At 70.1% G+C, this 16,947-nt stretch carries 20 protein-coding genes; 5 read left to right on the top strand and 15 right to left on the bottom strand.

Annotated elements, in window-relative coordinates:
- Positions 1 to 531: 531 nt before the first annotated feature.
- The 3 genes from ABZ783_RS34660 to ABZ783_RS34670 all read right to left on the bottom strand — a co-directional run bounded on the left by ABZ783_RS34660 (position 532) and on the right by ABZ783_RS34670 (position 2,181).
- Entirely contained in the window at positions 532 to 879 is a 348-nt protein-coding gene (locus tag ABZ783_RS34660) for a DUF4190 domain-containing protein (RefSeq protein WP_357446447.1), read from the bottom strand.
- A 255-nt stretch (positions 880 to 1,134) separates the two neighbouring features.
- Entirely contained in the window at positions 1,135 to 1,605 is a 471-nt protein-coding gene (locus tag ABZ783_RS34665) for an SRPBCC domain-containing protein (protein WP_357446450.1), read from the bottom strand.
- A 75-nt stretch (positions 1,606 to 1,680) separates the two neighbouring features.
- Positions 1,681 to 2,181, bottom strand: coding sequence for an HIT domain-containing protein (locus ABZ783_RS34670; RefSeq protein WP_357446453.1), 501 nt, complete (start codon positions 2,179 to 2,181; stop codon positions 1,681 to 1,683).
- Positions 2,182 to 2,235: 54 nt separating this feature from the next.
- Between ABZ783_RS34670 and ABZ783_RS34675 the strand changes: the two genes are divergently transcribed.
- Positions 2,236 to 2,691: a nucleotidyltransferase domain-containing protein gene (locus ABZ783_RS34675; protein ID WP_357446456.1), complete on the top strand. Its 456-nt coding sequence runs from the start codon at positions 2,236 to 2,238 to the stop codon at positions 2,689 to 2,691.
- 102 nt (positions 2,692 to 2,793) lie between these two features.
- On the opposite strand, the gene ABZ783_RS34680 is transcribed toward ABZ783_RS34675, so the two are convergent.
- The gene (locus ABZ783_RS34680; RefSeq protein ID WP_357446459.1) at positions 2,794 to 3,483 is read right to left on the bottom strand and encodes a nucleotidyltransferase domain-containing protein; all 690 of its coding nucleotides are present in this window, start codon (positions 3,481 to 3,483) and stop codon (positions 2,794 to 2,796) included.
- A 190-nt stretch (positions 3,484 to 3,673) separates the two neighbouring features.
- A complete protein-coding gene (locus tag ABZ783_RS34685) occupies positions 3,674 to 4,372 on the bottom strand; it encodes an ElyC/SanA/YdcF family protein (protein ID WP_357446462.1) in 699 nt (232 codons plus the stop codon).
- Between the two features lie 95 nt (positions 4,373 to 4,467).
- On the opposite strand from ABZ783_RS34685, the gene ABZ783_RS34690 reads away from it, so the two are divergent.
- Positions 4,468 to 4,923: a hypothetical protein gene (locus ABZ783_RS34690; RefSeq protein WP_357446465.1), complete on the top strand. Its 456-nt coding sequence runs from the start codon at positions 4,468 to 4,470 to the stop codon at positions 4,921 to 4,923.
- Positions 4,924 to 4,973: 50 nt separating this feature from the next.
- On the opposite strand, the gene ABZ783_RS34695 is transcribed toward ABZ783_RS34690, so the two are convergent.
- The 4 genes from ABZ783_RS34695 to ABZ783_RS34710 are packed head-to-tail and all read right to left on the bottom strand — an operon-like array spanning position 4,974 to position 6,802.
- On the bottom strand, positions 4,974 to 5,705 hold the full coding sequence (locus tag ABZ783_RS34695; protein WP_357446468.1) for a class I SAM-dependent methyltransferase: 732 nt from the start codon (positions 5,703 to 5,705) through the stop codon (positions 4,974 to 4,976).
- Entirely contained in the window at positions 5,702 to 6,079 is a 378-nt protein-coding gene (locus tag ABZ783_RS34700) for a DUF1801 domain-containing protein (protein WP_357446471.1), read from the bottom strand. The genes ABZ783_RS34695 and ABZ783_RS34700 overlap by 4 nt, the downstream gene beginning before the upstream one ends.
- Before the next feature lie 18 nt (positions 6,080 to 6,097).
- Positions 6,098 to 6,460, bottom strand: a complete 363-nt coding sequence (locus tag ABZ783_RS34705; RefSeq protein ID WP_073834793.1) for a PH domain-containing protein — start codon at positions 6,458 to 6,460, stop codon at positions 6,098 to 6,100.
- Positions 6,461 to 6,493: 33 nt separating this feature from the next.
- On the bottom strand, positions 6,494 to 6,802 hold the full coding sequence (locus ABZ783_RS34710) for a 4a-hydroxytetrahydrobiopterin dehydratase (RefSeq protein WP_357446474.1): 309 nt from the start codon (positions 6,800 to 6,802) through the stop codon (positions 6,494 to 6,496).
- 185 nt (positions 6,803 to 6,987) lie between these two features.
- Between ABZ783_RS34710 and ABZ783_RS34715 the strand changes: the two genes are divergently transcribed.
- Positions 6,988 to 7,425 carry a (deoxy)nucleoside triphosphate pyrophosphohydrolase gene (locus ABZ783_RS34715; protein ID WP_357446477.1) on the top strand — a complete coding sequence of 146 codons (438 nt, stop codon included), beginning with the start codon at positions 6,988 to 6,990 and terminating at the stop codon, positions 7,423 to 7,425.
- Between the two features lie 82 nt (positions 7,426 to 7,507).
- Here the strand turns inward: ABZ783_RS34715 and ABZ783_RS34720 are convergent, their stop codons facing one another.
- The 6 genes from ABZ783_RS34720 to ABZ783_RS34745 all read right to left on the bottom strand — a co-directional run bounded on the left by ABZ783_RS34720 (position 7,508) and on the right by ABZ783_RS34745 (position 15,416).
- Entirely contained in the window at positions 7,508 to 8,572 is a 1,065-nt protein-coding gene (locus tag ABZ783_RS34720) for a succinate dehydrogenase/fumarate reductase iron-sulfur subunit (protein ID WP_357446480.1), read from the bottom strand.
- The gene (locus tag ABZ783_RS34725; RefSeq protein ID WP_357446483.1) at positions 8,572 to 10,485 is read right to left on the bottom strand and encodes a fumarate reductase/succinate dehydrogenase flavoprotein subunit; all 1,914 of its coding nucleotides are present in this window, start codon (positions 10,483 to 10,485) and stop codon (positions 8,572 to 8,574) included. Before ABZ783_RS34725 ends, ABZ783_RS34720 begins: the two co-directional genes overlap by 1 nt.
- Before the next feature lie 10 nt (positions 10,486 to 10,495).
- The gene (locus ABZ783_RS34730; protein WP_073834789.1) at positions 10,496 to 11,302 is read right to left on the bottom strand and encodes a hypothetical protein; all 807 of its coding nucleotides are present in this window, start codon (positions 11,300 to 11,302) and stop codon (positions 10,496 to 10,498) included.
- Between the two features lie 429 nt (positions 11,303 to 11,731).
- The gene (locus ABZ783_RS34735; protein WP_357446486.1) at positions 11,732 to 13,171 is read right to left on the bottom strand and encodes a metallopeptidase TldD-related protein; all 1,440 of its coding nucleotides are present in this window, start codon (positions 13,169 to 13,171) and stop codon (positions 11,732 to 11,734) included.
- A gap of 226 nt (positions 13,172 to 13,397) precedes the next feature.
- The gene (locus tag ABZ783_RS34740) at positions 13,398 to 14,834 is read right to left on the bottom strand and encodes a TldD/PmbA family protein (protein WP_357446489.1); all 1,437 of its coding nucleotides are present in this window, start codon (positions 14,832 to 14,834) and stop codon (positions 13,398 to 13,400) included.
- Positions 14,835 to 14,867: 33 nt separating this feature from the next.
- On the bottom strand, positions 14,868 to 15,416 hold the full coding sequence (locus tag ABZ783_RS34745) for a Uma2 family endonuclease (RefSeq protein WP_357446492.1): 549 nt from the start codon (positions 15,414 to 15,416) through the stop codon (positions 14,868 to 14,870).
- Between the two features lie 287 nt (positions 15,417 to 15,703).
- On the opposite strand from ABZ783_RS34745, the gene ABZ783_RS34750 reads away from it, so the two are divergent.
- Positions 15,704 to 16,759, top strand: coding sequence for an ABC transporter ATP-binding protein (locus tag ABZ783_RS34750; protein ID WP_357446504.1), 1,056 nt, complete (start codon positions 15,704 to 15,706; stop codon positions 16,757 to 16,759).
- A partial coding sequence (locus ABZ783_RS34755; protein WP_357446495.1) for an ATP-binding cassette domain-containing protein occupies positions 16,756 to 16,947 on the top strand: 192 nt, incomplete at its 3' end. The genes ABZ783_RS34750 and ABZ783_RS34755, both read left to right, overlap by 4 nt.

The raw sequence follows: 16,947 nt of genomic DNA on the forward strand, positions 1-16,947 counted from the left end.
GCTGGGCACTGGCTGGGCAAGTCGACACCGTCCGGACGTGCTTCCATGGCTCCTCCCCCGAGCGATACCTTGTCGCCCGCCCGCAGGGACCTCGCTTGACCACCCAAAGAGGTAGGGAATACCGGCACATATGTGATGCTCGAACCGGAATCGGTAATGGTCAGACAGTCATGGGCAAACGCCGCAGTGCCCTCTAGTAGCGCGCTGTCGCCGACGCCGGGCTCTTTGTCGTAGTATTGGGCGAAATTCGGAGTTTCAGCGTCGGCGTTCTGGCCAGGTGATTCGGAACAACCGGTCATGCACCCCGCGACCACCCCCGCTATGAGAAGGTGTCGCCCGACGACGAGTCGCATCCGTCACCAGCCAGTCTGGTAGTTGCCCTGGGCCAGACCTGCTTTCGGGCCAGGTCGACGGTTCATGATCGTTCGTTCGCACCGAACGAGTCGCGAGCCCTCAGTCAAGGCCAACTCGCTCGACCACAATGCCCCTCTCGCTGCGGTCAGGTCAAGCTCCTGGATCGACCTGGGCCGCCTACCAGCAGGGGTCGGGCGGGCCGCAGCCGACAGGCGAAGGGCCCACCACCATCAGATACACGAAGGAGAAGGCCAGGACCGCAAACACGGCTGCGCCAGCCACGCACCCGGCAATCGCCAGACCGCGACCACGTTGCCCAGTCGTCTTGATCTCCTTCGTTCCCACGACGCCTACGGCCACCGCGCAGATGCCGAGCCCCAGCGCAGGGAGGAGAAGTCTGATGTCCAGGTCTATCAGCAAGGCATAGCCCGCGCTGACGTACAGCAGCGGAACCAGGCCCAGGCAGCAGGCCACGATCGCCAGGAGGCTGTACCTTCGCTGATTCTCGGAGAGCTGACCGGTCATGGCACGTCCTACCTTCCCTTCGCCGCTCGGATACTCCGGCTGCGGCGCCACGAGCCCGACCGCCCGAGGATCATGAATGGAGACACCATGGTGGATCATGCGGGCGGGCAAGGGAAGGCGGCTGAGACTCCGGCCTGAGCCGGGTACTTCGCGGAGCCGGGGCCCCGGCAAGCAGGCCGGCGATCAGCGACGCCGCAGATAGCGTGATGACCGCACCGACGGCGACGCCGAGCGGTCAACAGACACTTCGTGCGGTCACCGGGAGGGCTCGCCGGACTCGACGAGCCGGGCGAGGTTTGCCAGCGCCATGCGCGTACCGGTCTCGTTGTCGGCAGCGGGGATGCTGTCGGGGATCCCTTCGTGTACGACAAGGACGTCGGTGCCGCCGTCCGCGTCGGTAAGCGTGGTGGTCATCGTCATGGTGCCGCCGAACGCGGGATCTGCGGTCTCGAACTCGAACACCTCGACCACCTGCTCGTTCGGCACGAGCTTGAGGAACCGGCCGTGATAGGTGTCGGTGCGGGACGTCGACTTGCCGGTGCCTTCCGTCGTTTCGTAGGTGAGCGAGACGCGGAATGCGCCACCTTCGTGGGCTTCGAACTGGTGGACCTGGCCCCTCATGCCGGAGGGGACCCGCCACCTGGCGATCGCATCGCCATCCACCAGCGCCCGGTAGACGGCGGGACGCGAGGCCTTGACATGCTGAGAGACGCGTGTCGAATACATACGGTCAACGTACTGCCCGCATCCGCCGCGGACCGGGAGCTGATCGTCCAGTCGGGCAACCCTGGTCCGTGGTCCTCAGACCTGAAGGTGGGCGCGGATCTTCCGGGCCAGGGCTGACTGGGTGCCGTCATCGACCGCGAGAACGCCGTTCTCGGCCATGAGTGCGTGGAACTGCTGCTGGTGATAGGGCACGCCGGGCGGCAACGGCGCGAGGTGCCAGTGGAGGTGGGCGTTGCCCTGCCGGCTGCCGAGGCTCATCGAGTACATCCGCTCCGTCGGCAGGGTCGCCGCGAGCGCCGTGGCGACCGCGTGCACGACGCCCTGGAAGCGCTGGAACTCGCCCTGCCGCATCTCCAGCACCCAGCACTCGACGTGCTGCTTCGGCGCGACGAGGCAGTAGCCGAGCAGCGTCGGGTTGCGGGCGAGGAAGGCGATGGTGTCGTCGTCCTCGTAGACGACGTGGTGCCGGTAGTCGGGGTCACCGCGCACGAAGGCGCAGACGAAGCAGGGACCGAGCCGGACGCGACGCCCGTACCGCTCGAAGTCGAACGCCGTCTTCGCCGGCTGACCGTCCATATCGGCAGCCTAGGTCCACACAGCCGTTTTGAGGTGCGTGCCAGACTCCACATCATGGTGACGGAGGAGCGGTCCCGGGAAGTGCGTTCGATGGTGGATCTGGTGACGGGGTGGTCGGCTGAGCGCGCGGACGTCGCTGGGGTGGTGGTCGTGGGCTCCTGGGCACGCGGGGCCGCGCGGATGGACTCCGACGTCGACATCGTGGTCCTGACGGACAATTCGGGCCACGCCGAGGCGGGTGTCTGGGCGGATCTGCTCGGTGGTGAGGTCGTCCGGTTGGCCGAGTGGGGGCCGCTGCGGGAGGTCCGGGTACGACGTCCGTCCGGGCTCGAGGTCGAGCTGGGAGTCGTGCCGGTGAGCTGGGCCGACACCGATCCGGTCGACTCAGGCACCCGCCGAGTCATCACTGAGGGGCATCGCATCGTGCATGATCCGGCTGGTGTGCTGGCCGCGTTGTCGGCGGCCTGCTCCATCCCAACCGGGGCGGACACGGGGCACAAGACACGGTGACCGGACCCCCGGTTGCACGCCGCTCCGAACGTGTCGAAGCCCACCGCGGGCGCGCCCGTCAACTTGTGCGGACCGTGAATGATCGCGTCGCAGGTCGCGTACTCAGGCGCCGGGATGGAGCAGCGCAAGATCGTCGCCCCAACCATCCAGCACGTCGCCGTGTCCGCGCTCCCGGGCCAGGCGTGCCACGTCGGAGAACAGCCCGACCGGGTCACGCAGCGCCCGCGCTGGGAAGGCCACTGCCGTCCAGGGCCCGGGCAAGGGGTACGTCTCCAGCTCCCAGTGCAGGTACTTGTTGTACGGCCGCAGCCGCCCGTGCAGGGCGAACACCGCGGTGAGGAGCCACGGCACGCTCTCCCGCTCGTCCAGCGTGGCGGCCAGTTCATTCCCGTCGCGCCGGCTCTTCGCCGCCCGGTACGCCAGGTTCAGGTAGCCGTCGAGGGCGTCCCGGGCCCAGGCGGTCGCCTCCGCCTCGGTGGGTACGGCCTGTCGCTCCACCAACGCGGTGACGTTCCCGCCGAGCCGGTCCAGCAGCACCTTGGCGCCGCGGAACGCGTACCGCTGCCAGGGGTCGGAGGTGTCGGCCAGTTCGTCCACGGTGCAGACGATCTCGTCCAGCTCGGCGGTCCGCCGGGTGGCGTGCCACCGCTCGTCGCGGGAACGGACCACCACATGCACATCGTGGTCGGAGTGGACGGTCGCCATCCCGCGCGCGTACGAGCCGGTCAACACCAGACCGACGACCGCCGGGTCGGCGTAAGCGCGGGCGAGCAGATCCTCGAAGGCGTCCACCTGCTCACTCTCCCGGTGCTGACAAGCGAATATCGCTCGCCGTCCGGGTCGCGCCGGAGGGCTTCATGATCGCCGAAGCGATCAGGGTGATCTCACGCAACTTCCCCGGAACTGCTGCCTGCAGTGCGGGGGAGGCAGCAGTTCCGGGAAAGTTGCCGCGTTGAGCGGCTGGCCGCCATGCTGAGCGCCGTCAGCCGGCGCGGAGGGCGTCGTCGACGCCGGTCTCGCGGCGCCCGAGGCGGACGGGGTCGCGGCCGGAGAGCACGTCCACCGCCGCCTTCACCGAGGCGCCGTACTCGCGAACCGAGCCGATCCGCCACTTGGAGTACTGCCGGACGGTGTCGTCGCCGACGCCGTTGGCCTCGATGCCGAAGTGCCGGCACAGCGCCACGGCGCGGGGCAGGTGGAACGACTGCGTCACCACCGTCATCCGGTCCACCCCGAAGATCCGCTTGGCCCGCGCACACGAGTCGTACGTGTCGAAGCCGGCGTAGTCCAGCACCACCTTGCCCGTCGGCACGCCCCGGTCGACCAGCCAGCGCCGCATCGCCTCCGGCTCGTTGTAGTCGGCGTTCATGTTGTCGCCGGACACCAGGATCGCCCGGACCTTGCCGGCGGTGAACAGCCGCTGGGCGAGCTCCAGCCGGGCGGTGAGGAAGGCCGACGGGCTGCCGTCCGCCTCCACCTTGGTGCCCAGGACCATAGCGACCGGCGCCTCCGGCACGTCGGCCTCGGTGAAGATGTGCCCCTCGGCGCCACCGCGGAGCCACGCCACGCTGGCCACGCTGCCGCCGGTCGCCACCACCGCGCCGACCGCGACCGCGAGCAGCGCCCAACGGACCCGGCGGACGTTCCACCACCGTTTGACGACCCCGAACCGCCCCCGCATGCGGACGAGTATCCCAGGCAGGTTCCTGTGCCGGGCACCCCGATGTCGGGCCCGGGCCTTAGCGTGAGTCCGACGCTGGCAGGAGGAGGTCCGAGATGAGGGAACGCCATCCCGCGCTCGCACGGCTGGACGTGCTCGTCGGACGGTGGACGGTGCGGCCGAAGGTCGAGGGACTCGGCACCGGGTGGACGGACGTCACCTGGGTGGAGGGCGGCCAGTACCTGCGGATGTTCACCGACGCCGAGCCGGTGCCGGACACGGCGCCGCAGGCGTGGCGGGACAACGCACCGTTCCCCACCACCCAACTCGTCGGCCTCGACGACGCCGACGAGCAGTTTTCCGTGCTGTACGCCGATGCGCGCGGCGTGCACCGGGTCTACCGGATGACGTTCGCCGGCGGCGTCTGGCGGATGTGGCGCGACGCGGCCGGCTTCCACCAGCGGTTCACCGGGACGTTTAGCGCCGACGGCGACACCATCGACGCGAGCTGGGAGAAGTCGGCGGACGGGGTCGACTGGACGCTCGACTTCGAGCTGACCTACCGGCGCTGACGCCGTCGGAGTCCCCAGGGGCAGCGCCCAGGTCCGGACAGTGCCTGAGATCAGGCCGCCCGAGCGGCCACGATCAGTTCGCCGTCGTCGCTCGCGCCGACCGGCTCGCCGGCCCAACCGCCGCACACCCGCTCCACGGTGAAGCCGGCACCGGCGAGGGACTCGCGCAGCTCCGCCTCGGCCCGGAAGCGCAGCGTGCCCGGGCTGCTCAGCTCCGCGCCGTCCAGCCACCGGTAGTGGTGGACGTAGCTGACCAGGCCGTCGCGTACCTCGGTCAGCTCGGTCCAGGCGTCCACCGGGGTGCCATCGGGCAGGGTGAGCCGGCGGCGGGAAGCGCTCGGGGTCCAGCGCTCCCAGCGGCGGGCCGCCGGGTCGCGCGAGTCGAACGCCAGCGCCCCGCCGTCCATCACGGCCCGGCGCAGGTCGGCGAGGGTGCCCGCCCACTCGTCGTCGCCCCGGATCTCCTGCGCCACGTGGCTGGTCATCAGGGCCACCTGGTACGCGGCGTCGGGCAGGTCGGCAGAGCTGCCCTCGATCCAGGTGACCCGGTCGGCGCCCGGCTTGCTGCGGGCCGCGGCCAGGGACGCCGAATGCGGCTCCAGCCCGGTGACGGTGTGACCGGCGGCGGCCAGCGCCAGGGTGAGCCGCCCGGTCCCGCAGCCCAGGTCGAGCACGCGGGCCGCCGGAGCCGCGCCGACCACGCCGAGGAAGAACTCGTCGTCGCGCCCCCACGGGTTCTCCACGTCGTAGAGAGCCGCCAAGAGCCGGTCGGCCGGCGTCACGCCGCCTCGTTACGCCGGATGATCTCCGCGACCACCCGTTCCAGCTCGGCCCGCTTGGCCTCGACGTCCGCGAGGTCGGCGAAGTACGCCATCCGGCGGTCCGGCCACGTGCCCTCGAGTAGTGGGCTGTCGATGGTGGCCAGGTGCGGGTTGTGGAAGACCAGGTGCACCCGCTTGCGGTCGCGGAGGTTGAAGGTGGCGATGTAGTCGCCCCGGCTGAACGACGGCGCCTTCCACTTGATCTGCTCGGTGATCCGCACGTCGACCCCGGTGATGATCGCCCGCAGTGCGACCACCTCGGCCTTCAACGGGTGGTCAAGCTCGGCCAGGAACCGGTCGACGTCCGCTGGCCGGTGCGCGTGCAGGTCCGCCATGGTTGATCAGGATAGGGGTCAGGAGATGTGGTGGAGGATCACGTTGTGCACGTGGTGGCTCTTCTGCGCGCCCCGGAACTCGACCTCGTAGGTCTGCGCGCCGACGTGGATGGCGATCGCCCCGGTGGAGAAGAAGGAGCCGCCCCATGACTTGTTGCTCACCACGCTGACGCTGGTGATCTTCGAGTACGGGATGCTGGTGATGGCGTACCGCTTGCCGATGAAGGACCGGTCCTGAATGATCACGCGGCGGTCGGTGAGGCCGATGAATCCGGTGCCGGCGCCGACCGCGTCGTACACGGCGATGATCTGCTCGCCGGCCAGGAGCCCGCTCTGGATCTGCTGGAACTGTTCCTTGCGGTCGTACGTCGGGGTGGTCATGTCCCCGACGGTAGGTGGCGCGCGCCAGCCGGCTCAGGGTGCGGTGACCGCACGGACGGCGTCCTCGATGCGGGCCGCCAGCAGCACCTCACCCTCCGTCAGCGGCTCGCCGTCGCCGTGGCCCACCCGGATCTGCGTACGGTCGGCACGGCGGCTGATCTCGGGCCGCAGGCGCAGCGCGTCCGCGACCACCTTGACCCGCTCGGTCAACGCGGCGTGCTGGGTGTCGTCCAGGACGAGTGTCCGGCGGATCTCCTCACCCTCCCGGGTCCACCCGGACAGCAGGGCGAGCGCGTCGCTGAGGTAGTCGTGCTTCGCCCGGCCGCTGAACAGCACGCGCATCACCGCACCTCCCAGGCGTCGTTGCTGGCTTGTGGCCAAATCGTCGCCATCCCGTGTCCCAGTCGACGCCCTCTAGTCTGTCGTCGTACAGATCGTGTGTCCACGCCCACACTTCCGTGTTCTGCTGACCTGACGGCGATGCTCAGCTACCCAAACCGCCGATTGATCTGGCACCCTGGACGCCCGTGCGGACCGAACGGGTTAGCGGCAACGGGCAGGGCGGGCGGGAGCCGAAGGTGGTCGTCGGGGCGGCCATCATCGCGGACGGCAGGGTCCTGGCCTGCGAACGGTCCGCACCTCCGGAGGTGGCCGGCCGCTGGGAGTTCCCCGGCGGCAAGGTCGAGCCGGGGGAGGACGAGACGACCGCGCTGGTCCGCGAGTGCGCCGAGGAACTCGACGTACGCGTGGAGATCGGCGCGCGGGTCGGCCGGGACGTCCGGATGGCCCACGGCCGTTCCGTCCTCCGGGTGTACGTGGCCCGCCTCCTCCATGGCGACCAGCCGAAGGCCTTGGAGCACTCCGAGCTGCGCTGGCTCTCGGTCGCCGAGCTCGACACCGTCGCCTGGCTCCCCGCCGACGCGCCGATCGTCGCCGCCCTGCGCCCCCTGCTCACCAACCCCTGAGCGGGGGAAGGGGACGCGGGGGCGGAAACGGGACGGGGGCCGGCGGCGTGTGCCGCGGCCCCCGTCTTCGTTGTCGTGCTGCTCAGTGCTTCGGCTGGTCCTGCTGCGGGTGCGCGAAGTTGAGGTGCTCCGGCGGCAGCGGGAAGGTGACGTCGTCACCGAACGGCGACGGCGCGGCGGCCTTGTCGAAGGTCAGCTCAGTCAGCGGCAGCTTGCCGTTGGCGTCGAGCGGGGGCGTGGTCGGGTGCGGCACCTGACGGTGCCAGTTGACGCCCTTCTGCGCCTGCGCCTCGGACCGGGCGTCGTGCGAGCCGCCGGCGTGCGAGTGCACCCCGCTCTGGGCGGAGCCCGCGCCGCCGCTGTGGTGCTCGCTGGTCACGCTGGTTTGAGGCACCTGACCCCTCCGGAAGATCTTGCTACCAAGCCACACGAGGGGATCGTACCTGCGGTCTACGACCCGCTCCTTCATGGGGATGATCCCGTTGTCCGTGATCTTGATGTGCTCGGGGCAGACCTCGGTGCAGCACTTGGTGATGTTGCAGAAGCCGAGTCCCATCTCGGACTGCGCGTACTCCTTGCGGTCGGTCTTCGCGTCGAGCGGGTGCATGTCCAGCTCGGCGGCCCGGATGAAGAACCGGGGACCGGAGAACGCCTGCTTGTTCTCCTCGTGGTCACGGATGACGTGGCAGACGTTCTGGCACAGGTAGCACTCGATGCACTTGCGGAACTCCTGCGAGCGCTCGACGTCGACCTGCTGCATCCGGTACTCGCCGGGGGCCAGGTCGGCCGGCGGTGCGAACGCCGGGGTCTCCCGGGCCTTCTCGTAGTTGAACGAGACGTCGGTGACCAGATCCCGGATGATCGGGAACGTCCGCAGCGGCGTGACCGTGACGGTCTCGTTCTCCTCGAACGTCGACATCCGGGTCATGCAGCTCAGCCGCGGCTTGCCGTTGATCTCCATCGAGCAGGAGCCGCACTTGCCGGCCTTGCAGTTCCACCGGCACGCCAGGTCCGGCGCGTCGGTGGCCTGCAGCCGGTGGATCACGTCGAGGACGACCTCGCCCTCGTTGACCTCGACGGTGTAGTCCTGGAGGTCGCCGCCGCTCTCGTCGCCCCGCCAGATGCGGAACTGTCGCTTGTTCCCCATTACTTGCCCGCCTCCTCGGTGAGGGCGTCGAACTCGGCGAGTTCCTCGTCCGTCAGGTACTTGGCCAGCTCCGCCCGGTCGAACAAGGTGATCAGCTCCGGGCGCATCTTCGGCAGCGGCTTGCGCTCCAACCGGACCGCGTCGCCGTCCAGCGAGCAGACCAGGTTCACCCGCCGCCACGCCGGGTCCATCGCCGGGAAGTCCTCCCGGGTGTGCCCGCCGCGCGACTCCGCCCGCTCCAGGGCGGCCTTCGCCGTGCACTCCGAGACCACCAGCATGTTGCGCAGGTCCAGCGCCAGGTGCCAGCCCGGGTTGTAGCGCCGTCCGCCGGCCGCGCTCACCTTGGCCACCCGCTCCCGCAGCTCCGCCAGCTTGCCCAGGGCGTCGGCCAGCTCACCCTCGCGCCGGATGATCCCGACCAGTTCCCCCATCACCGCCTGGAGGTCCTGCTGCAGGACGTACGGGCTCTCCCCAGTGTCCCGCTGCAGCGGCGCCAGCGCCGTCTCCACCGCGGCCTCCACGGCGGCGACCGCGACCTTCGGGCGCGCGGCCAGCTGATCGGTGTACGAGGCGGCGTGGCCACCCGCCCGCTTGCCGAAGACCAGCAGGTCCGAGAGGGAGTTGCCGCCGAGCCGGTTGGAGCCGTGCATGCCGCCGGACACCTCACCGGCGGCGAAGAGCCCGCGTACGCTGCCCGCCGCCGCGCCGGAGTCCGGGTCCACCTCGACGCCGCCCATCACGTAGTGGCAGGTCGGGCCGACCTCCATCGGCTCCTTGGTGATGTCGACGTCGGCCAGTTCCTTGAACTGGTGGTACATCGACGGCAGGCGGCGGCGGATCTCCTCGGCCGGCAGCCGGGAGGCGATGTCCAGGTAGACGCCGCCGGCCGGGGTGCCCCGACCGGCCTTGACCTCGCTGTTGATGGCGCGCGCCACCTCATCGCGGGGAAGCAGCTCGGGCGGACGCCGGTTGTTGTCGGGGTCCTTGTACCAGCGGTCCGCCTCCGCCTCGTTGTCGGCGTACTGCTTGCGGAACACGTCCGGCACGTAGTCGAACATGAACCGCTTGCCCTCGGAGTTCTTCAGCACCCCACCGTCGCCGCGGACCGACTCGGTGACCAGGATGCCCTTCACCGAGGGCGGCCAGACCATGCCGGTCGGGTGGAACTGGAGGAACTCCATGTTGATCAGCGTCGCTCCGGCGCGCAGCGCCAGCGCGTGACCGTCCCCGGTGTACTCCCAGGAGTTCGAGGTGACCTTGTAGGAGCGGCCCACGCCGCCGGTGGCCAGCACCACGGCCGGTGCCTCGAAGAGGATGAACTCGCCGGACTCCCGGTAGTAGCCGAACGCGCCCGCGACCCGGTCGCCGTCGAGCAGCAGTTCGGTGATGGTGGTCTCGGCGAAGACCTTGATCCGGGCCTCGTAGTCGCCGAACTCCCGCTTGTCCTCCTGCTGAAGGGAGACGATCTTCTGCTGGAGAGTCCGGATCAGCTCCAGGCCGGTCCGGTCGCCGACGTGCGCCAGCCGCGGGTACTCGTGGCCGCCGAAGTTGCGCTGGGAGATCTTCCCGTCCTTCGTCCGGTCGAAGAGCGCACCGTACGTCTCCAGCTCCCAGATCCGCTGCGGCGACTCCTTCGCGTGCAGCTCGGCCATCCGGAAGTTGTTGAGGAACTTGCCGCCGCGCATGGTGTCGCGGAAGTGCACCTGCCAGTTGTCGCGCGGGTTCACGTTCCCCATCGCGGCGGCGGCGCCGCCCTCGGCCATCACGGTGTGCGCCTTGCCGAAGAGCGACTTCGAGATGATCGCGGTCTTCTTGCCGGTCAGCCGGGCCTCGATCGCCGCGCGCAGGCCGGCGCCGCCGGCGCCGATCACGACGACGTCGTAGTGGTGTCGTTCGATTCGGGTCTCAGTCATGTCCGGGCCTCTAGTTGATGAACCGCAGGTCGTTGAACCAGCCGGCCGCCACCGCCATGACGTAGAAGTCGGTGAGCGCCAGCGTGCCGAGGGTGATCCAGGCGAGCTGCATGTGCCGGACGTTGAGCCACGAGACGAACGTCCAGCCCTTGTATCGCAAGGGGTGCTTGGAGAAGTGCTTGAGCCGCCCGCCGATGATGTGCCGGCAGGAGTGGCAGGAGATCGTGTACGCCCAGAGCATCACCACGTTGGCCAGCAGGACCAGGTTGCCGAGCCCGAAGCCGAAGCCCTTGGGGGAGTGGAAGGCGTAGATCGCGTCGTACGTGTTGATGATCGAGATGATCGCGGCGGCGTAGAAGAAGTAGCGGTGCAGGTTCTGTCCGAGCAGCGGGAATCGGGTCTCCCCGCCGTACGCCTGGTGCCCGTCCGGGACCGCGCAGGCCGGCGGCGTGAACCAGAACGACCGGTAGTAGGCCTTGCGGTAGTAGTAGCAGGTCAGCCGGAACAGCAGCAGGAACGGCAGGGTCAGCGCCGCGTCCGGGATGATCCACCAGCCGGGCAGGAAGGTGCCGACGTGGGCGGAGCCCTCGACGCACCGGTCGGTCACGCAGGGGGAGTAGAACGGCGTCAGGTAGTGGAACTCGTCGACCCAGTACCACTTGTGCATGAAGACCCGGACCGTCGCGTAGATGACCCAGGCGCTGAGCCCGACGACGGTGATCAGTGGCGCAAGCCACCAGCGGTCGGTTCGCAACGTCTTCGCCGCGATCGCGGCGCGTGCCCGCGCCCCCCGCGGCCTCGTTGCCGTTGATGTCATTCGAGTCGTCTCCCTGACGGCGCCCTCGCGGGGGCGGCGGATCACCTTCCGTACCGGCCAGCGGACCGGGCGAGACCGCGTCCACTGCCACGTCTTGCGCACGCATGCGACCGCGCCGGCGAACCGGCGCAGCTAAATGACACACGTTACGCCGATCTTCGCGGCCCGGCCGCGCAACGCAGTGTCCCGTGTGTCCCGCACGTTGGAAAGACCCGAGCCATGATCAATATCCGAGCGGCTGTCGCGGCCCGGGCCAGCGGCTGCCTCCGGTACACCGTCACGGGCCCCGGCAAGTCTCTCCGGACGCTACGAACTTGATGACGACAATGAATCAGGGAGACGGTTAGTCGGCCACGCCATCAAGTTCGTAGCGGGTAGCGCGGCTGTCCGCCGCAGCAGGCAGGGTCGCGTCCGGGTGTCCGGCCCGGGTCACCCGGACGCGCCGCCGGTGAAGTTCCACGACGCCAGCCGTAGCGGTGGCGCCTCCCACCAGACGCCGTCCGTCCGGTCCGGCTGGCGGAGCGGCAGCCGGCCCAGGCCGAGCACCCGGCCCGGCCCCAGGGCCCGGGGGTACGACTCGGTGAAGCGGAAGTCGCGGACCGCCCGGGTCGGCACCCCGTCCTCGACCAGCCACACCCCGTTCCGCGTCAACCCGGTGATGACCAGGCGTTTCGGGTCCAGCACCCGGGTGTACCAGAAGTCGCTGACCAGCAGCCCGCGCTCCACCCCGGCGACCAGCGCCGCGGTGTCCGCATCGGCCACCGCCCCCGCCGGGGTGCCACCGGTCGGGCCGCCCGCCGCAATCCCCTCGGCCGGTCCACCCACCGGGGCCGGGCTGTCACCACCGGCCGTGCGGGCGGCGGCGGGAAGCAGGCGGAGGTTGGTCGGGATCGGGCCGAAGGTGGCGGCGCCAGGAATCCCGTGCCCGGTGGACGCCACCCCCGCCTCGGCGCCGCTGCGCCGGTCGTGGGTCACCGCCCTGGTGGTGCCGGCGTCGACCAGGGTCAGTGCGTGTCGCGGGGTGCCCTCCAGGTCATACGGCAGGGCCGAGCCGTGCAGCGGATCGTCCACCAGGGTCACGGCCGGGTCGAACTGGGCAACGCTCAGTTCGGCGAAGGACTGCCGCTCGGCGTACCGCTTGCCGTTGAAGCCGAACCAGGAGAGATTCTGCAGCAGGTCGGCGACGGCGGCCGGTTCGAGCACGACCTCGTAGCGCCCCGGGGGCAGCTCGACCGGATCCGCCGCGGCCCGCGCCTTCGCCGCCGCCCGGCCGCCGAGCGCGGCGCCGTCGAGCTCGGCGAGCCGGTCGGCGCAGCGCCGGGCCACCCCGTCCGCTCCGCCGGCACGCGCGATGCCGTCCATCGCCGCCTCCGCCATCCGACCCGACGCGGAATGGCCGGCCGAGTTGGCGAACGCCCCCGACCGGTACGCCGTCCGGCAGTAGCCGGCCGCCTCCAGCCCGCCGACCGCGTCCACGAAGGCGCGTACCCGGGCGGCTCGCTCATCGGGCTCCGCGAACGCGGTGGCCTCGTCGAAGACCGCGCCCGCCGGCACCGGCGACGGCGGGGCCAGCCCGGGCCAGGCCGGATCGGGTGGGCAGAGCCGGGCGGCCGCCAGGGTCCGCTCGACCAGGGCGGTCAGCCCGTCGGTGTCGACCAGGCTGCCGCTGCCGGCGGCCGTCCGCCCGTCGACGTGCAGCCGCAGCCGCACCGCCGTGCCCGACTCGGCGACGTTCTGGTGGATGAACGAGTTCGCGAACCGGGTCAGCGCCAGGTCGGCGCGGGTCACCGTGACCTCGGCCTGCGCGTCCGGCCCGGCGAGCCGGCGGACCAGCTCCACCACGTGCCCGGCGATGTCCAGCTCGGTCATGCCGTCACCTCGCTTCGCTCGGCGCCGGCATGAGGCACCTCCGCACTGCATTGATGATTCGCTCGCTGACGCTCGGTCATGCCTTCACCTCGCTCCGCTCGGCGCCGGCATGAGGCACCTCCGCACTGCATTGATGATTCGCTCGCTCATGCCGTCACCTCGCTCCGCTCGGCGCCGGCATGAGGCACCTCCGCACTGCGTTGATGATTCGCTCGCTGACGCTCGCTCATGCCCGTACCCCCACCCGGACGTTTCGGAAGCGGGCCGGTGCGGCCGGGTGGCCGGTGTGTCCGACCTGGCCGGGCTGGCCCTTGCCGCAGTTCGGCGTGCCCCACGGGACGATCTCCGAGGAGAGCATGTCCATCGAGCGCCAGAAGACCGGCCCGATCCCGGTGTAGGTGGGGTTGCGCAGCATCCGCCCCCGCCGGCCCTTCTTGACCTCCCAGCCGACCTCGCAACCGAACTGGAAGTTCAGTCGCTTGTCGTCGATCGACCAGGAGCGGTTGATGTCCATCAGCACCCCGTCGTCGGTGGCCGCGATGATCTCGTCGAGGGTGTGCGGGCCCGGTTCGAGGCCCACGTTGGTCATCCGCACCATCGGCAGCCGCGCCCAGCCGTCCGCCCGTACGCTGCCGCCGTAGCCGAGACCCGCGACGGCGGCCGAGTCGCGGCCGGCGAGCACCCCCACCCAGCGCCCGGCGCGGACCGCGTCCCGCTTGACCGCCGGGGAGCCCTCGTCGTCGAAGCCGAAGCTGCCCAGCGCCCCGGGGATGGTCGGGTCGATGGTGATGTTCATCAGCTCGGAGCCGTAGCGCAGCGCGCCGAGCCGGGTCAGGTCGAGCCAGGACGTCCCGGCGAAGGCGGCCTCCCAGCCGAGGATCCGGTCCAGCTCGATGGCGTGGCCGACCGACTCGTGGATCTGCAGGGCGAGCTGCTCGCCGCCGAGGATCAGGTCGGTCTCGTCGGCCGGGCATTCGGGGGCGGTGAGCAGTTCCCGGGACTCCTCGGCGATCCGGGCGGCGTGCCCGGGCAGGTCGAGCGAGGTGACCAGCTCCCAGCCGGTGGTGCCGTACTGCCCGCGGTAACTCGGATAGGACCGCCGCTGGGTCTCGCCGTCGCCGATCGAGGTCGCCGAGATGCCGCCGCCGCACTCCCGGATGCGCTGGTCGATCCGGTGCCCCTCGCTGGAGACGAACCACTTGGCGGTGTCCCAGATCTGGTAGAGCCCCTCGGCCAGGTCGGCGCCGTGCGCGCGCATCGTCTCCGTGGCGCGGACCAGCAGGTCGCCCTTGTCGGAGAGGGCGACACCGAGCGGGTCCACCTCGCACCCGGAGGCCCAGCTCGCCACGGTGGCCGCGACGGGGACCAGGTCGATCGGCGGGCCGGGGACCCGCGCGCTCGCGGCGGCGATCGCCGCGGCACGCCGCCCGGCATCGCGGGCCGCGGCGTCCGACAGATCGGGTACGGCGTGGAAGCCCCAGCTCGATCCGACCAGCGCCCGGACACCCAGCCCGATGCTCTCGTCCTGGGTCAGCTCCTCGATGTCGCCGTTGCGGGCCGACATCGACTCGTAGCGGCGGTGCATCACCCGGGCGTCCGCGTATCGGGCTCCCGCGTCGAGGGCGGCCTGGACGGCGGCGCTCGCCGCGTCGAACTCGCTCATGCGCCCGACCCTAGGCGAGCGCACCGACATCCGTCAGGAGACGAGATCCTCGGGCCGGATCGTCGCCCGCACGGGGTCGCTCAGCTCCAGCACCTCGCCCCGCTTGGCGACGGACTGTTCGGTGTAGTGGCCGCCCCGGCGACGGTAAGGGCGCAAGCTGCCAGTCTCCTGCGCGACCAGTAGGTACCACTCGATGCCGGCGGCGGCATAGTAGTGCATCTTGAGCACCTTGTCGGTGGCCGCATTGCTCGGCGAGATGATCTCGCAGACCAGCCGCACCGCATCCGCCTCGATGATGAGTTCATCGAGGTCAACCGGCTCGGTGACGACGAGGTCGGGGATGGGGATGCGGCCGGGCCGGAGCCGCACGTTCACCGCCTCCAGCAGTTCCAGCCCCACGGCTTCGGCGGCCGCCTCGAGAATGTTGCCGAGCTTGCGTGAGATCCGCTGATGCCGCGGCGTGGGGGCTGGCGTCACGTGAAGGCTCCCGTCGAAGAGTTCGACGCGCTGCTGCGTCTCGCCGAGGGCGAGGTACTCCTCTTCGGTCCACGGGCCGTTGTGGTCGAACACCGCCGCGGTCATGGTCACCTCCACCTCATGCCGGCGGGAATCCTCACGTGACTGGCGCATTCATCGTCACACTTGCGGTGCGCTCACGGCACGAAGACATCGAGTTGCGGACGTGAATCTCCTGCTGAGGGGCTGGTCAAGCCCGAAACCCACTCGTTACGCTCAGGCCGCTGACATCCCACGTTTTGTAGCTTATTTTCGCCTCCAGAACTTTGCTGTAAGTTCTCTTCGTCACTGAGGGGGAGGCGGTCGTGGGCAGGTCGGAGTCGGCGCCGTCCGGGGAACCGGACCGCCCAGCGGTGCCGGAGCAGCGCTCTGGCGAGGGTCCCTACCTGCGGGTCAAGGACCTGCGGGTGCGGTTCGACACCGAGGACGGTGTGGTTCGCGCCGTGGATGGGGTGTCGTTCTCGGTGGAGCGGGGTCGCACCCTCGGCATCGTGGGGGAGTCCGGTTCGGGCAAGAGTGTCACCTCGCTGGCCATCCTCGGTCTGCACAACGCCAAGCGCACCACGATCAGCGGGGAGATCTCCGTGGGCGGCCGTCAGTTGGTCGGCCTGCCGGAGGAGGAGGTCCGGCGCCTGCGGGGCCGGGACATGGCGATGATCTTCCAGGATCCGTTGTCGGCCCTGCATCCGTACTACACGGTGGGTAGGCAGATCGCTGAGGCGTATCGGGTGCATCATCCGAGGGCCAGCCGGCGGGAGGCCCGCGGCCGGGCGGTGGACATGTTGGGTCGGGTGGGGATTCCGCAGCCGGGGAAGCGGTTCGACCAGTATCCGCACGAGTTCTCGGGTGGGATGCGGCAGCGGGCGATGATCGCGATGGCGTTGGTGAACGATCCGGATCTGTTGATCGCCGATGAGCCGACGACGGCGTTGGATGTGACGGTGCAGGCGCAGATCCTGGACCTCCTCGAAGACCTTCAGCAGGAGTTCCGGTCGGCGATCATCCTGATCACCCACGATCTGGGTGTGGTGTCGCAGGTCGCCGATGACGTGTTGGTGATGTACGGGGGGCGGGCGGTCGAGCACGGGAGTGTGGAGCAGGTGTTGCGGCGGCCGCAGCATCCGTACACGTGGGGGTTGTTGTCGAGTGTGCCGTCGTTGCACGGTGACGCGGACGCGGACCTAGTGCCGATCAAGGGCAACCCGCCCTCGTTGATCAACCTGCCCTCCGGGTGCGCCTTCCACCCACGCTGCCGTTACGCCGACCGCAACGGCGACCGTTCCCGCACCGAGGTGCCCGAGCTGCGGCCGGCCGGGGAGGCGGGACACCTGGTCGCCTGCCACCTGCCGGCCGAGGAGCGCACCCGGCTCTACCAGCAGGACATCGCCCAGGTGGGAGTCGCGCAATGACCGAACCACTGCTCAAGGTGCGCGGGCTGACCAAGCACTTCCCGGTGCGCGACGGGTTTCGGGCCAAGGGCGCCGTCCGCGCCGTCGACGGGCTGGACTTCGACGTCCGGCCGGGGGAGACGTTGGGCCTGGTCGGGGAATCGGGCTGCGGCAAGACCACCACCGGGCGGATGCTGGTCCGGCTGCTG

This window comes from Micromonospora sp. NPDC047738 (assembly GCF_040642675.1).
GTDB lineage: Bacteria > Actinomycetota > Actinomycetes > Mycobacteriales > Micromonosporaceae > Micromonospora.